The sequence below is a fragment of the Alcanivorax sp. HI0044 genome, assembly GCF_001634945.1.
In genome coordinates this window covers 1-15,413 of record NZ_LWEZ01000613.1, presented here as the reverse complement: position 1 = coordinate 15,413, position 15,413 = coordinate 1, and the positions used below count along the sequence as shown (strand labels likewise).

The window sequence follows — 15,413 nt, the reverse complement described above, 5'->3', positions numbered from 1 at the left end:
GTGATCACCGCCGCAATCTGGCGAGGTGTCAGCTGAGCCTTGAAGTTGGGCATGGCACCACGGCCATTGACCAACACATCAATGTGCTCGTTCAGGTGCTCTTTATTGGTGGCAAATTCCGTACCGGCAAACGCCAGGCCGATACCGCCTTCACCATTGGCTCCGTGACACAGGGCACAAGCGCTGTCGTAAACCTGCTTACCTTCTTCCAGCGCCTGATCAATGCCGGCAAACGGTGTCAGATCCGGGCCTGAGGCAGCTTTTTCCTTCTCTTCAGCGATCCAGGTCTTGAACTCGTCCTGGGTCACCACTTCTACAGCAATCGGCATGAAGGCGTGGTTCTTGCCACACAGTTCCGCACACTGGCCGTAGTAAGTGCCTTCCTTACCTTCCGGTACCAGTGCCCAGGTTTCATTGACGAACCCGGGGATTGCATCTTTCTTGCCGCCGAAATCCGGCACCCAGAAAGAGTGGATCACGTCGTCAGAGGTCACCAGGAAGCGTACTTTCTGGCCCGACGGAATGATCAGTTTGTTATCCACTTCCAGGTTGTAGTTGTGGTCTTTCTCGGGAGCGTCCTTGCCGACCAGATCTTTCGCGGTGCCATAGGGGAACAGACCGCCGGACAGAACCGGGTTGTTGTACTGTTCCGGCGGCGTGGCCAGGTTGGAGAAGAAAGAGACACCAATATCGTTGTCGTCTTCGTACGTCAGGTACTCGTAGCTCCACTTCCAGCGATAGCCGGTCACCTTCACCGTCAGCTCTGATTCAGCGGTATCGTCCAGCTGAACCAGTACGCGGGTGGCCGGTACGGCCATGGCGATCAGGATAACGAAGGGGATCACTGTCCACAGCACCTCGAAAAACACGTTTTCGTGGAAGGTGGAAGGATTCGGATTCTTGGAACGGCGGTGGCGGATCATCGAGAACAGAATCAGGCCACAGACCAGAAGACCGATGACGGTCACGATCCAGAGAACGGTGGTGTGAAGATTTTGAACTTCCTGACTGACCTGGGTTACCCCCGGTCGCAGATCGAGATCGGAACGTTCGGTCCAGTCGCTAGCGAAGGTCATGCCACTGATCATCAGTGACGTCAGACCCGCCGCCGCGCGGTGGAACAGAGTTGACTGCATGCGTTTGCTCCCTGTTTTCCCCAGCGCTACCCCGTTACAGGCACGCTTGTTCTTTGCCGTTACCGGCGCCTGGAAAGCGAGTTTCAGGATTGATGCGGCGAAACGGTCACCAGACCTTCCCCACTGACATCGACGACCAAGGGGGCGGCCGCTTAACGTGTCACATGGGAGGCAAAACCCAATAAAATCAAATAGCTATTTACCGCCATGCTGATTTCATTGAATTGCCGGAGGTGTGGCAAATTGTCCCACTGCATTTATGGGCGCCAACTCTAGTCATTCGCATGGCTAAAGTCCAGCCGAAACGTAGGGTTTATCAAGCCTTTCAGGCAGATACGAAAGCCAAACGCTATGCTACACTCCGTCTCTATTTCCCTACCCAGCGTCTCTTTCTGCCATGTCAAAACGCCGCCCTATTTACCGCGTCATATTCCAGAACCAGGGGCAAACCTACGAAGTTTATGCCTCAGAGATATATCAAAGCGACCTGCACGGCTTTATCGAAGTAGAGGAATTCCTGTTTGATGAACGCAGCGGTGTGCTGGTGGATCCATCGGAAGAAAAGCTGAAGAGCGAGTTTTCAGGGGTTCTGCGGTCGTACATCCCCATGCATTCGGTCATTCGTATTGATGAGGTAGAAAAGGAAGGGGTCGGAAAAATCACGGAATCACGCCCAGAGCCCCGCAGCAGCAACATTTCCCCTTTCCCCATGCCGCCAGGTCCGGGCAAATAGCCGCACCTGCCTCTGCAAAAACCCTGCACCCCAAAAAAAGAAGGGCGCCGGTTAGACCGAGCGCCCAGAGGGTTGCCTGATGTTACTAAGAGGAGAAAACGTATTTTGCCTACTGAATTAGTCCGTGGGTGGATGCAAAGGTTCCCGACGGACTAAAAAAAGATCGTCCCGCTAGCGCGTGGCATCCCGGGAGGCCTGGGTTAGCACCGGGGAGCGTACTGCCGATAACTCTTTGCGGGCGCTTCCCGCCAGCAACATCGCCTGTTCCGCTCGCGCAATCATGCGAACAAACAGAACCAGCGCAAACCGTGTCATCCACTCCATTGTGGTCTCCTCGCGTTGCTCACCACTGCCGCCTCATTGGGCCGGCCGGGGTAATCGATACGGAATGATAAAGCGGGAAGTGCATCCATGCTCCCTGGCCATCCCTGCTGGCCCTTCTCCGCCTGCCTCGCTCAACGCGAGTTCACTGTATCAGAGAGCCCTTCCGCATCTTCGTTCACTGAACGGCAGGCTTTTTACCGGCCTTTTACAAGACCGGGAGCACACAGGCACTTTCTTTACCTATTCCCCCTGATTCCGGGAGGGAGCCTGCTCGCTGGACTGGATCGGCTCACCGTAACGCAGTGTCGGGTTCACATCATGCGGCTGCACCCAACCCAGATACATGCTGAGCAGGATGAACAGGAACACCGCCACGGAAAAGCCCACACGCCAGGCCAGAGCGCGCATGGTCTTGCCTTCCTTGCCCTGGTCCTTCACCAGAGACATGAGCGCGCGCCCCAGAGAAATCACTGCCGCCAGCAGTAAAATCACCACAATCAGCTTTACCCACCACATACTCGTTATCTCCTTGCACCCGTTATTACGGCGTATCAGAAACAGCGCCCGGATTCCCTGGATGAAAAGCCCGGCCAGCTATGTACAATGTGCCGCCATTGTTATGCGGCCATTTTATGCAGGCATTGTAATGGCCGACACTGCCAGTGCACGTACTATCGGCAGCGCACTGGCAGCAATGGATCGGGCTCCCCCTGTTTTGACCATGACACTGCTGTCACGAGGGCAGATAACCATGCCTCACTCTCCACGTCGCGCGCCCTGGATCGCTCTGCTGGCAACGCTAATTGTTGCCGGAATCTGCCTGCGCCTGGCCTTCTGGCAGCTGGAACGGGCAGAAGAAAAGCGCCAATGGCTCACGGAGCAGAGCGAACGAGCGACTCTACCGCCCGCAGACTTGCCCAGCCTGCAAGCCGCCGATGACCCCATGCACCGTCGCGCCTCCCTTTCTGGTCAATTCGATAACGCCCACAACCTGTTGCTCGATAACCGTACCCTGAACGGGGTGGCTGGCTACCATTTGCTAACCCCATTTGAAACCCGCAAAGGACGCTGGGTGCTGGTAAACCGGGGCTGGCTCCCGCGGGGAAATGATCGCAGCAGGCTACCGGAGATTGCCCCCATCACTGGAAACCAGACCGTCACCGGAACCGTATATCGGCCTTCTCGCGACGCTTTTGTCCTGAAAGACATGCCATTGCCCGACAATCAGTGGCCATTACGGGTTCAGAAAGTGGATTTTGACGCTATTGGTGAACAACTTGGGGTAGAATTGGCGCCCTTTGAAATCCGGGTCACCCCGGAACTGGCGCTGGGCAGCAACACACCGCTACCCCGGCACTGGCAGGACGTGACGGTGATAGGCCCGGAACGACACAAGGCTTACGCATTGCAGTGGTTCGCACTGGCACTGGCCGCCCTGCTGATATATGTTGCCGCCGCACTCCGAAACTGGCGCAAAGCACGCAAGACGCGAGAGGAACAGTAATGACTCCACGGACCAAAAACAGGTTCATTTTGTTAGCCATCATTGCTCCTTTTGTCCTGTTTTTCCTGGCTGGGCGTTTCCTGATTGATGTCGAGGAGCTACCCAAGGTCAACAAGGGCCAATTGCTGGTTCCACACATCGACATGGCAAGCCTGAACGCCACTGACAGCAACCAGCAACCCTACGACGGCAATGACATGAGCACTCAGTGGACCCTGCTCTATGTGGCCGGGGAAGACTGCGACACCCGCTGCAAGAACGGCCTCTATTATCAAGTACAACAAGTGCGCCTGACCCTGGGCGAAGACATTCAACGAGTGCGCCGGGTCATTTTGCATACCGCCCCGGCCGGCGCCGAGTTGCAGACGTTCCTCACCGACAAGGTGGATGGCATGATTTCTATCCATGCGGCTCCCGCCGATGTCACCCAGGCCCTGGCCCCGGTGTATGCCCCCGATGCCAGTCAGCCCATTGGCGATATTTTTCTGGTCAGCCCGGACGGCCAGATATTCATGCGTTACCCCACGCACGAAAACATGGATGCCACCCTCGAAGAGGCGGAGAACATCCGCGTCGATCTCAAACGGACCCTGAAAGGGTCACTGATCGGTTAAGGCAGGCTCTTGATTATGCAAACCCCCACCGCATCGCAGCGCTGGCTGCGCCGTTTCTGTATTCTGGCTGTGCTGATGGCCGCCGGCGTAATCATTTTGGGCGCCTGGACCCGACTGTCCGATGCCGGCCTTGGCTGCCCGGACTGGCCCGGTTGCTACGGCCATCTGGACGTACGCAAAGCCATCGCGCACGTGGCCACCACCAACGAAACCACCCCCGGCGCATTGCGCGAAGCGCACAAAACCGTGCCGGAAATGGTGCACCGCTATTTCGCCTCCACCCTGGGCCTGGTGATCATCATCATCGCGGCCCTGTCCTTTGTTAACCGCAAGCGGGAAAAGCAGCCACTGAAGCTGCCTTTATTCCTGGTGGCACTGGTTATCTTCCAGGGCATTCTCGGCATGTGGACGGTGACAATGGGGCTGCAGCCCACCATCGTGATGCTGCATCTACTTGGCGGTTTCACCACCTTTACCCTGCTGGTTCTTCTCACCGCACGGGTGTTCCGCTGGCCCAGCTTCCTCAATGATTGTGATGTGCTGACACTCAAGCCCCTGGCATCAATAACATTGGCCGCCATTATCCTGCAGATCGCCCTGGGTGGCTGGACCGCCAGCAACTATGCCGCCGTGGCCTGCACCGACCTGCCAGTGTGCGAAGAAGGCTGGCAGGATCGACTGGACTTCAAGGAAGCCTTCATTTTCTGGGGCCACGAACACGACAAGCCCGACTACGAGTACGGCGTACTCGACAACGACGCGCGCACCACCATACACGTGATGCACCGCTTCGGCGCGCTGATGGTCACCCTGCTGGTACTGCTGCTGGTGGGCAAGATCCTGCTGCGTGCTCGCAGCGTGTTCTTCCGCAATTTTGCGCTGGTTATCCTCGGCATCCTCAGCCTGCAGATCGGCCTGGGCCTGAGTAATGTGATGTTCGCGGTGCCGCTGGATGTGGCCGTGGCCCATAACTTCGTCGCAGTGATACTGTTGGCCAGCCTGGTACTGTTTATTCGCGCCATTAACGTGAAATGCGGCAAGCGCCAGCCCCCCAAACAGCAAGGAGCCCCGTCATGAGTGAGTCTGCCCACTGGCGCGACTATCTCGCCCTCACCAAACCCGGCGTGGTCATGTTGCTCATGGTCACCGCCGTGGCCGGCATGTTCCTGGCCACCGAGCCGGCGGGCATGGTGCCGCTGGGCACCTTCATCCCTGCGTTTGTGGGGCTGTCTCTGGCCATGATGGCCTCCGCCGCCATTAACCAGATCATGGATCAGAAAATCGATGCCATCATGAAGCGCACCGAAAAGCGCCCTCTGGTGGCCGGCAAGCTGACCCCGAAAGCGGCCATCACCTTCGCCGTACTGCTGGCGGCGGCCTCCATGATCATGCTGTACTTTCTGGTGAACCCGATCACCGCCTGGCTGACCCTGTTTGGCTTTGTCGGCTACGCCTTCATTTATACGCTCTATCTGAAACGCGCCACTCCGCAGAATATCGTGATTGGTGGTATCGCCGGCGCCATTCCGCCCCTATTAGGCTGGACCGCCGTCACCGGCGAAGCCCACCCCTACGCCTGGCTGCTGGTGCTGATCATCTTCGTCTGGACGCCACCGCACTTCTGGGCCCTGGCCATTCACCGCCGCGATGAATACGCGAAGGCCGACATTCCCATGCTGCCGGTGACCCACGGTATTCCGTTTACCCGTGAATCGGTGCTGTACTACACCATCCTGCTGTTTATCTGCACCCTGCTGCCGTATCTCACCGGCATGAGCGGCCTGATCTACTTGCTCAGCGCCCTGATTCTCGGCCTGGTGTTTCTTTACCATGCGGTACGGCTGCGCTTTTCCGAAGACCCGAAACTGCCAATGAAAACCTTCGGCTATTCGATCACCTATCTGTTTGCCCTGTTTACCGCCCTGCTGGTGGATCACTATCTGCCAGTGAGCCCGGCCAACGTGGCCACCTGGCTGGGGGCATAAACAGCACAGTTTCGAGATACGAGTTTCGAGTTGCGAAAGTCAAAAGGCACCAGCGCATCTGGTTTTCGAAACTCGTTACTCGCACCTCGCGACAAACCTTCACGATCTGAACCAGCGGTGCAATACTCTCCTTAACGGCCAAAAAAGGGAGAAAAACATGGCAACCCGCAGCATGGATGACTGGCTCGACGCCTACGGCGAGAGTCACCAGAACCCCACCAACAAGAAAGTGCATTTTGTCTGTGTGCCGGTGATTTTCTTCACCATCATCGGCTTTCTCTGGGCCATCCCGGCACCCTTTTTCACCAGTTTCTGGGCCTGCCTGGCGCTGGTCTTCGTGACCCTCTACTACGCCCGCCTGTCCCTGCCCATCGCCGCGGGCATGTTGGTTTTCAGCCTGCTCTGCCTGGCCGGCCTCAATCTGATCGCCTCCGCCGGCATCAGTGTCTGGCTGTTTTCGCTGGTGATCTTCATTCTCGCCTGGATTGGCCAGTTCTGGGGTCACAAGGTGGAGGGCAAGAAACCCTCCTTCTTCGAAGACATACAGTACCTGATGATCGGGCCCGCCTGGATCATGGGTTTTCTGTATCGCAAATGGGGAATTAAATACTGAGGCATTCTTGCAGGGCCGCTATAGGAGCACCTCTCGAGGTGCGAACCGAGCGACAGCGAGGATGAATTCCAGGCCTGTGCCGACAGTTTTATCTGATAACGCTTTGGAGCAGGCATTTTTGCCATTCCTTCGCCCAAGCTCAGGTTCGCACCTCGAGAAGTGCTCCTACAGTAACGTCTCCGTACCGCCTTTCCCCATTCGTACTTTTGCAGTAGTTTATAGGCCTACAACAACACCGTTTGGGGAAGGATTACCTGCATGGGCACTCTGATTTTTTTCGGCATTATCATTGCCGTCATCATTTACATCATTGCCGTCTACAACCGGCTTATCGCCCTGAAGAATCGCTTCAAGAACGGCTTTGCACAAATTGATGTGCAGCTACAGCGCCGCCACGACCTGATCCCCAACCTGGTGGAAACTGCCAAAGGCTATATGAGCCACGAGAAAGAGACGCTTACCCAGGTCATCGAGGCCCGCAACCAGGCGGTTAGCGCCAAACAGGCCGCCGCCGCCCACCCGGACGACGCCAGCGCCGTGACGCAACTTGGCAAGGCGGAATCCCTGTTGTCCGGCTCACTGGCCAACTTCTTTGCGCTGAGTGAAAACTACCCGGACCTGAAAGCCAACGACACCATGGCCCAGCTGATGGAAGAGCTGAGCAGCACCGAAAATCGCATCGGTTTTGCCCGCCAGGCATTCAATGACGCCGTGATGAACTACAACACCTACCGCGAACAATTCCCGCAGAACTTCATTGGTGGGTTATTCGGCAGCTTTAGCGAAGCCAAGTTGCTGCAAATCGAAAGTGAGCAGGCACGCAAGGCCGTGAACGTCAGCTTCTAACCCGGCCTTACCATGGATTTTTTCCAACACCAGGAACGGGCCCGGCGCAAAACCGGGCTTCTGGTTCTGTATTTCATCCTCGCGGTCATCGCCATTGTGGTGTGCGTGAATCTGGCGGTGTTGCTGGCGCTCTTCTGGGGCGATTTTCAGACCGTGTCGCCAAGCCAGTGGTTTACCCACCCTTTCATCCACTGGATTACCGGCCTCACGCTCGCCGTGATGTTGTTTGGCTGCCTGCTAAAACTCTGGCAACTGCGCAACGGTGGCCAGGGGCTGGCCGAGATGCTCGGCGCGCGCCATATCACCATGGACAGCACTGCTACTGGTGAAAAGCAGCTGATCAATGTGGTCGAGGAAATGAGCATCGCCTCGGGCATTCCTGCTCCCCAGCTCTATGTGCTGGACAAGGAAACCGCCATTAACGCCTTCGTGGCCGGGTTTCGACCCTCGGAAACCGTACTGGTGGTCACCCAGGGCACGCTCAATGAACTGAATCGGGATGAATTGCAGGGCGTCATCGCCCACGAATTCAGCCATATATTCAACGCCGACATGCGCCTTAATCTGCGCTTGCTGGCGGTATTGGCGGGCATTCTCGCGCTGGGCAAGGTAGGTGAGTACCTGATTCGCGGGCAACGCCGCTCCTCCTTCAGCCATTCTTCCAGCCGTTCATCATCCAACCGCAAGGGCGGTGGCGGGCTGATGTTTGCCGGCCTGGCCCTGATGGTGATCGGCTATGTGGGCCTGTTCTTCGGTCGTCTTATCAAGGCCGCCATTTCCCGGCAACGGGAACTGCTGGCCGACGCCTCTGCCGTGCAGTTCACCCGCAACCCGGCCGGGCTCGGCGGCGCGCTAATCAAAATACGCAACGGCGACGGCTCCCACCTGGCCACGCCCCACGCGGAAGACATGAGCCACATGTGCTTCGGGGAAACCCTTCACTTTCGCCTGCGCAACCTGCTGGGCACCCACCCACCGCTGGATGAGCGCCTGTCCGCCATAGGTAGCGACTGGGTGGCCCGCGCCCGCAGCCGTGCCCGGGACACGAGCACTCATGGCCCACAAAGCCCAGCAGCGGCTGGCCCTGTCGCTCCACAGGGGGCTTCTGCCTTCGCCGGTGGCAGTAGTCCAATAGAGGACTCCAGCCCGCCGCCCGCCGCTGCTCCGGCACACTCTACGTCTCTTCCTCCCTCACAAAGGGTAGGCACCGTCAGCGAACCGGATATGGGCTATGCCCGCAGCCTGCTGGAGGCCATTCCCGAGGATCTTCGGCGCCAGATACGCTCGCCCCAATCGGCAGAAAGCGTGCTCTACGCCTTGATCCTCAGCACCTCGACCAGCGACACCGAATCACTGCTGGATGCACTGAACGTCAGCGGCGAACGCCAGGCCCTGGTGACATTAAGCGAGACAATCAGGGCTCTGGGCTCGCGCCTGCGTCTGCCGCTCATTGATCTGGCCTTGCCCGTCCTCAAACCGTTGCCCGCCGATAACCGTGCCCGCATCCTTGCGCACCTGACGGCACTGATCGAGGTCGATAACCGCTACACCTTTTTCGAATGGGCGCTGGTGGGACTGGCCCACCAGCAACTGGGCGAGCAATCCGGCAAGAACCGCCGCACCCGCTTCCGCCGCTATGGCGCCCTGGCCGCCGAGCTGCAACTGCTGTTTTCCGTGCTGACCTGGGCCAGTGGCGCTGAAGATGGAGAGGCCCGAACACTGTTCCAACGCAGTACCCATGGACTGCTGCCCGCCGGCCGCACCTTGCTGCCCCTGACCCATTGCGGCAGCCACAAGCTCGGCCATGCCGTAGACCGGCTGGCCGACCTGTCTCCCCTGCTCAAGGGGCCGGTCATTGATGCCGCCGCCGACCTGGTGCTGGCCGACGGCAAGGTGCAAGTGCAGGAAGCCGAACTACTGCGAACCATCGCAGCACTGCTCGAGTGCCCGCTACCCCCGCTGTTCGCCAGCTGAACCCTTTCAGGTCTACGGCAGACCGGGCCGTGCCACCATTGCCCTGATCGCCCACCGACAAGATTCCGTCAGTTTTACTGATGGGCACCCTCGGTTATGCAAAACACTGAATTTGCTTCAAATTGTCAGTTTTAACTTACAGCTATCGGAGCAACTTCCCTATGCATTGACGGGAAAGTATGGGCAGAATACGAACATCTCCGAAACACTGCCGTTGATCGGCATATTTGTGATTGGCATCACGTTTTAACGGACGATCAACCTCATGGGACGAGGACGAGACAATGAAATTCAGTAAAGCAAGCACCCGCAATACTTGGGAATCTGTGGCTCACGCCACCGAACAGGTTCGTAACGGCAGCCTGGACCCGGCCCTGTCCGCCTGGGTTAATGCGCAAGGCTTTGCGCTGGATGAAACGGTCTTTTCCTCTGTATGCCGTTTCGATGAGGGCATCTACACCGGCACCCTGGTGGACCACCGCGGCCATGCCTGGGAATTCTTTGCCGACCTGAACGATCCGCAAAACTGCGACCTGGAAGACGTGACAGACACCCTGGGCCCGAAATCCCCGGATCATCCCCAGGCAGATCTGTGTGACAAGGTCACCATGGCGTTGCTGTACCAGCGTGAAAAGCAGCTGGCCGCCTGAATCAGACTGCCGATTCCCGGCGTTATACGCCGTCGCGCCGAAAAGGCAGCAACGTCCGCGCTTGGTCCTGATAGCGCTGCACATGCAACGCCTCTTCCTCACAGAAATCCCCGATCGCCCGCTGAAACGCAGGCTCGCGCAAATGGTGCATTGACCAGGTAATCACCGGCTCGAAGCCGCGCAGAATCTTGTGCTCGCCCTGCACGCCCGGATCAAATTCCTGCAACTGCTGCTCAATGGCAAACTCGATGCCCTGGTAGTAACACATTTCGAAATGCAGACAATCGCGCTCCTGCAGGCAGCCCCAGTAACGGCCGTAAAGCTGGGTATCGTCGAAGAAATACAGGGCCGCCGCGATGGGTGCCTGGGTGTTGCCATCCCGGGCCAGCACCATCATCAGCTGGTCCCCTTGCTGCTCAGCCACCGTCGCGAAAAAGGCCTCGTTCAAGTACGGCATCTGCCCGCGCTTGAGGTACGTGCTGGCATAGCAACGGTAGAAAAAGGCCCAGTCATCCGGCTGGATCTCAGCCCCTCGACGCCGTTCTACCTGGATACCCTGCTCCTGAATTCGCCGCCGCTCCTTGCGTAAATTCTTGCGCTTGCGGGACTGAAACCGGGCCAGAAACCCTTCGAAATCGGCATAGTCACGATTGAACCAGCGAAAGTGACAGGCCTGACGGGACACCAGGGGCAGCTCCACCAGCGCCTCGCGGCTTAGCTGGTCTGGAAACAACAAGTGCCAGCCACTGGCCTGTTGCGCTGTCATTTGCTCGCTTACCGCCTGCCAAAGCGCGTCCGGGCTCCAGTCGCCCAGCCAGCGAGGCCCCACCACCGGCGTGAACGGTACCGAGGTCACCAGTTTGGGGTAATAAGCCAGCCCATGGCGTTGATAGGCGTCCGCCCAGCTGAAATCGAATACGTACTCGCCACGGGAATGATTGCGCCCGTACAAGGGCAACCAGGCACCTTCACGCTCCACATGGCAGGGCGACCAGCCGGTCTCGGGGGTGGTGGCGCCGCACTGCTGCAACGCCTGAAAAAAAGCCGGGTTCAGGAATGGATATGACGTCAAAATGACTCCAACATGAGTTTCACCGCCAGCTTGGGTACAATGCCCGGATTGTGCGGCGCCTGACAGTCATTACCGGCAAGCCCTGCCAACAAAAAGGGCAACGGTAACGGGGGTTTTACCCGGGCACCTTAACCGCGCAATACCGCCTCGTCATCTGGCGGTTTTTATCCTTACTTTTATCACTCATTGCTTAAACAAGGTAACGTCAATTCCATGAATGTCTCTAAATCGCTGACTATTTTTTACGTCATCGTCACCCTGTTGCTGGCCATCCCTGGCGCCTGGCTTCTGTTTGCGCCGGAAATGGCCCTGGTGACCATCCACGAAAACCTGGCCATGATTCAGGTTTCCAACATCCACAGTCAACAAACCGGCCTGGGCCTGTTGCTGGCCGCTGCCGTGAATCTGGTCTGCCTGCTTGGCGGGCGCCAGCGGCTGCCGCTGCATGTGGCGGTGTTCTTCTACCTGGCCGGCCTGGTAGCCAGCCATGGCAATACCGTTTTCACCCACCAGGCGTGGCTGTGGATCCCGGTCCTCGCCTACCTGCTGCCGCTGATTCCCTTCAGCAAGCTGGTGCCAGCCAACCTGCCCCTGCCTTCTTTGCCCGGCAGCAATGGCCAGCAGCGCGGTGAAGTGAAGTGGTTCAACCCCAACAAGGGCTTCGGCTTCATTCTTACCGACAGCGGCGAAGAGCTGTTCGTGCACTTCAAAGCGGTACAGAACGGCGGCCGCCGCAGCCTGCGCACCGGCACCAAGGTACGTTTCGATACCCGCATGTCCGACCGCGGGGAACAGGCCGATAACGTTTATATCGAGCAATAAAGCAACATAAGTCACATCACGCGGCACGCGACAGGCTGCACGCGGCGGCGTGTTGCGTGCCACCTGATTGCCTGCAGCGGAATAACAATAATGACACTAGCAACGGCTGATTGGGTGGTCCTCGCCGGCTACCTGTGTGTGGTGCTGGGTATCGGCCTCTACTTTTCCCGCCGTAACACCAACACCGAAGAATATTTTGTGGGCGGTCGCCGCTTCCGTGGCTGGGTGATCGGCCTGTCTCTGGTGGGTACGTCCATCAGCTCCATTACCTTCCTGGCCTACCCCGCCGACGCCTTCAAGACCGACTGGCTTCGCTATCTCCCCAACCTGGCCTTGTTGCCCGCCATGCTGGTGGCCGCTTTCGTGTTCTTGCCGTTTTTCCGGCGCGGCAATATGACCAGCGCCTACGAATTTCTCGAGCAACGCTACGGCCCGTCCATTCGTGTGTATGGCGCCGTGGCCTTTCTCGTGGCTCAGCTGGTGCGCCTGGCCATGATCCTGTGGCTGCTGTCACTATTGATTCAACAGGTCACCGACCTGTCCCCCGCCACCGCCATTGTGCTGGGTGGCCTCTTTGTGGGGTTGTACACCGTGATCGGCGGCATCGATGCGGTGATCTGGACCGATGTGCTGCAAACCGTGATTCTGCTGCTCGGCGGCATCATCTGCCTGTGGGTGATACTGGATGCACTGCCCGGCGGTCTGAATCAGGTCTTCGAGCAGGCCGGCAATGCCGGCAAATTTGCGCTGGCACCGTGGGAAAACGGCGCCCCGGGTGACACCTCCTGGTCGTTCTCCCTGAGCGAAAAAACCGCCACCATGATGTTGCTGATCGGGCTGACCAACTGGCTCACCGAATACTCCAGCAATCAGAACACCGTGCAGCGTTATTGCGCCTCTCAATCGACCCAAGAAGCGCGACGCGGGCTCTGGGTCTACCTGTTCACCGCACTGCCAATCTGGGCATTTTATATGTTTTTGGGCACCGCGCTCTGGGTGTTCTTTCAGGCATACCCGGACCCGCACGCCAGCGCCATTCTGGCCGGCGATGCCCGGGCGGAAACCCTGATGCCCCATTTCATTACCGGTTACCTGCCCGCCGGCGTAGCCGGGTTGGTGATCGCCGCAGCCCTGGCGGCAGCCATGAGCTCTCTGGATTCCAGCATCAACTCGATCACCACGGTCAGCGTGGTGGATCTCTATCGACGCCACCTGCGCCCCGGCCGCGATGATCGCCACTATTTGAAGGTGGCCTGGGCTATCGCCATCGCCGTTACCGGGTTAATGATTCTCGGCGCGCTGTGGCTGAACCAGGCGGAGACAAAAACACTGCAGGATACCTCCACCATTCTGGTGTCTCTGCTGGGCGGCGGCATGTTGGGTTTGTATCTGCTGGGGTTCTTTAGCAAGAAGGGAAATGCGCGAGCAGCCTGGTGCGGCATCGGCTGCACGCTAGTATTCACCGGCTGGACGATTCTGACCAATAACCAGCTTCTGCCGGAGGCGCTCAGCGCCCCCTTCGATCTGTATTACACCGGCCTGATCGGCAACGTGTTGATGTTCCTGGTCGGCTACCTGGTGGCGCTGCTCTGGCCCGCCGCCTCGGTGGCACCGCCTGCGTCCTTACCCGCCTCCGAAGGCTGAACCGATGGCTGTGGCGCGGGCATGGCCCGTGCCCGTAGAAGCCGGTCCCGCAATAACCAACCTGCCGCCCAACACACCAGCCAAGGGTCGATCAGGTAATCCCACAGATTGTCACTGGTCAGCAAACCGGCGCCAAAGGCGCACTGGGCCGCCACCAGAATCAGGCAGGACGCATAGGCTCGCATGACCCACGCCAGCAAACCGACCAGCAACAGGGCCGTGCTGAACCCGAAATGGCCAAAGCCCAGCGCGTAGGGATCCGCATAGCTGGAGCCCATGCTCATCGGGTAGAACCACAACGCCATCAATACCAGCATCAGGCACGCCGTGCGCAGTTCTCGCACCGGCAGCCAGTAATGCCCGGCAACACGATGCTGAATCGCCAACACCGCCAGCAGGCCGGAAGAAATACTGAAACCGGCCAGATAACTCAGCACCCAGGCCCCTGGACCCCACGGGTAGGGCAACAGGGACCAGACAAAAACCAGGCCGGCCAGAACCCCACGCCCGCGCAAGGACAACAGGTTGGCACTGATACGCAACTGCACCGCCACCAGCACCAGTGCGCAAATCACCAGATCAAGTGACATTATCGAGCTCCCTGTTCTGGTTGTTGTTGCGACGCGCCGCCCTCAGAGGCATCCGCTTTCAGCCAGGCATGGCGGATCGCCGTCTTGTTCCAGGTGTATAGCAAATGCAGGTCCCCGTTACGGGTACGCACCATGTAGGGGTAATCGTACTGAAACTCACACCCTCGGTCGGGCTCGCACTTGTTGGCTTTTACCCGCTCCAGGAACAGGCGCTGGTCCTCAGGGATCGCTTCACCAACAAATTCATCATCGATCAGGTCAGCAAACGCATCCGGTTTCAATGCACTGCCCCGCCATTGCTCACGATTATGGAAAAACCAGCGATCTTCCCAATGCTGCCCGGCATCACGGGTTTCACGAATACACAGGTCATCGCGCTCTTCACGATTACAGTTGGTCGCCACCAGCCAGTGCCCCGGCCCCATGGCGACACCTCCCACGGCTGAGCTGGGGTTATCCACCGGCGCATATTCCAACGGTGACCAGCGCCAGCCCCCATCGCTGCTGGAAGACTGATACAAATACCCGTTGTTCGGCTCGTTCTCATTGCGCAGGAAAGAGACCGCGTGGTTGCTGTCGTCCACCAACACCAGCGGCTGAATGGCCTTGCGCCCATGGCCGATGCGGGCCTTGCCGAGGATACGGTTATCCCGATCCAGGCGCAGGATTTCACCAAACTTGCCAATCATCTCGTGGTAGACCGGCAACCCGATAGAACCATCGCTGTAATGGATTGGCGGGGTTTTGACCAGCGTGCTGATATTCAGGAACGGGGTCGCCACCAGTGCCGTCTCGAAGTCCCAGCTGGCCCCCAGATCTGAGGATTCCATCACCACCAAACGGCTGGCCGCCCAACCACCGAAACTCACTGCCACCACAAACAATCGCATGTGGCCGTCATCGTCC

Annotated in this window: 17 protein-coding genes; 11 read left to right on the top strand and 6 right to left on the bottom strand. The window is 58.5% G+C overall.

Annotated features, from left to right (window positions below):
• Window positions 1-1,136, bottom strand: a 1,136-nt coding sequence (gene coxB, locus A3730_RS07450; RefSeq protein WP_063537816.1) for a cytochrome c oxidase subunit II, incomplete at its 3' end; no start/stop codon positions are given.
• A 397-nt stretch (window positions 1,137-1,533) separates the two neighbouring features.
• Between coxB and A3730_RS07445 the strand changes: the two genes are divergently transcribed.
• The gene (locus A3730_RS07445) at window positions 1,534-1,869 is read left to right on the top strand and encodes a DUF1820 family protein (RefSeq protein ID WP_063518876.1); all 336 of its coding nucleotides are present in this window, start codon (window positions 1,534-1,536) and stop codon (window positions 1,867-1,869) included.
• Window positions 1,870-2,040: 171 nt separating this feature from the next.
• Here A3730_RS07445 and A3730_RS30300 read toward each other — a convergent pair whose 3' ends face one another.
• Window positions 2,041-2,193, bottom strand: coding sequence for a hypothetical protein (locus A3730_RS30300; RefSeq protein ID WP_156496988.1), 153 nt, complete (start codon window positions 2,191-2,193; stop codon window positions 2,041-2,043).
• A 240-nt stretch (window positions 2,194-2,433) separates the two neighbouring features.
• Complete coding sequence (locus A3730_RS07440) at window positions 2,434-2,709, bottom strand: twin transmembrane helix small protein (RefSeq protein ID WP_063520104.1); 276 nt, start codon at window positions 2,707-2,709, stop codon at window positions 2,434-2,436.
• A 235-nt stretch (window positions 2,710-2,944) separates the two neighbouring features.
• On the opposite strand from A3730_RS07440, the gene A3730_RS07435 reads away from it, so the two are divergent.
• From A3730_RS07435 to A3730_RS07400, 8 genes are all read left to right on the top strand, one after another.
• Window positions 2,945-3,697 (top strand): SURF1 family protein, encoded by a 753-nt coding sequence (locus tag A3730_RS07435; protein ID WP_063520109.1) that lies wholly within the window; start codon window positions 2,945-2,947, stop codon window positions 3,695-3,697.
• A complete protein-coding gene (locus A3730_RS07430; protein ID WP_063520105.1) occupies window positions 3,697-4,311 on the top strand; it encodes a hypothetical protein in 615 nt (204 codons plus the stop codon). Before A3730_RS07435 ends, A3730_RS07430 begins: the two co-directional genes overlap by 1 nt.
• Window positions 4,312-4,326: 15 nt before the next feature.
• Window positions 4,327-5,388, top strand: a complete 1,062-nt coding sequence (locus A3730_RS07425; protein ID WP_063520106.1) for a heme A synthase — start codon at window positions 4,327-4,329, stop codon at window positions 5,386-5,388.
• Complete coding sequence (cyoE, locus tag A3730_RS07420; protein WP_063520107.1) at window positions 5,385-6,296, top strand: heme o synthase; 912 nt, start codon at window positions 5,385-5,387, stop codon at window positions 6,294-6,296. The genes A3730_RS07425 and cyoE overlap by 4 nt, the downstream gene beginning before the upstream one ends.
• 157 nt (window positions 6,297-6,453) lie before the next feature.
• On the top strand, window positions 6,454-6,909 hold the full coding sequence (locus A3730_RS07415) for a DUF962 domain-containing protein (protein WP_063520108.1): 456 nt from the start codon (window positions 6,454-6,456) through the stop codon (window positions 6,907-6,909).
• A gap of 258 nt (window positions 6,910-7,167) precedes the next feature.
• A complete protein-coding gene (locus tag A3730_RS07410) occupies window positions 7,168-7,755 on the top strand; it encodes a LemA family protein (RefSeq protein ID WP_007148825.1) in 588 nt (195 codons plus the stop codon).
• A 12-nt stretch (window positions 7,756-7,767) separates the two neighbouring features.
• A complete protein-coding gene (locus A3730_RS07405; RefSeq protein WP_063519988.1) occupies window positions 7,768-9,729 on the top strand; it encodes a M48 family metallopeptidase in 1,962 nt (653 codons plus the stop codon).
• A 284-nt stretch (window positions 9,730-10,013) separates the two neighbouring features.
• Window positions 10,014-10,379 (top strand): hypothetical protein, encoded by a 366-nt coding sequence (locus A3730_RS07400; protein ID WP_063519987.1) that lies wholly within the window; start codon window positions 10,014-10,016, stop codon window positions 10,377-10,379.
• 22 nt (window positions 10,380-10,401) lie between these two features.
• Here A3730_RS07400 and A3730_RS07395 read toward each other — a convergent pair whose 3' ends face one another.
• Window positions 10,402-11,451 (bottom strand): GNAT family N-acetyltransferase, encoded by a 1,050-nt coding sequence (locus A3730_RS07395; RefSeq protein ID WP_063519986.1) that lies wholly within the window; start codon window positions 11,449-11,451, stop codon window positions 10,402-10,404.
• A gap of 213 nt (window positions 11,452-11,664) precedes the next feature.
• Between A3730_RS07395 and A3730_RS32960 the strand changes: the two genes are divergently transcribed.
• Window positions 11,665-12,273, top strand: a complete 609-nt coding sequence (locus tag A3730_RS32960) for a cold-shock protein (protein WP_082872292.1) — start codon at window positions 11,665-11,667, stop codon at window positions 12,271-12,273.
• A gap of 90 nt (window positions 12,274-12,363) precedes the next feature.
• On the top strand, window positions 12,364-13,917 hold the full coding sequence (locus A3730_RS07385) for a sodium:solute symporter (protein WP_063519985.1): 1,554 nt from the start codon (window positions 12,364-12,366) through the stop codon (window positions 13,915-13,917).
• On the opposite strand, the gene A3730_RS07380 is transcribed toward A3730_RS07385, so the two are convergent.
• Both A3730_RS07380 and A3730_RS07375 read right to left on the bottom strand, forming a co-directional pair.
• Window positions 13,845-14,507 carry a hypothetical protein gene (locus A3730_RS07380; protein ID WP_063519984.1) on the bottom strand — a complete coding sequence of 221 codons (663 nt, stop codon included), beginning with the start codon at window positions 14,505-14,507 and terminating at the stop codon, window positions 13,845-13,847. The genes A3730_RS07385 and A3730_RS07380 overlap by 73 nt on opposite strands.
• A partial coding sequence (locus A3730_RS07375; protein ID WP_063537814.1) for a sialidase family protein occupies window positions 14,507-15,413 on the bottom strand: 907 nt, incomplete at its 5' end. The genes A3730_RS07375 and A3730_RS07380, both read right to left, overlap by 1 nt.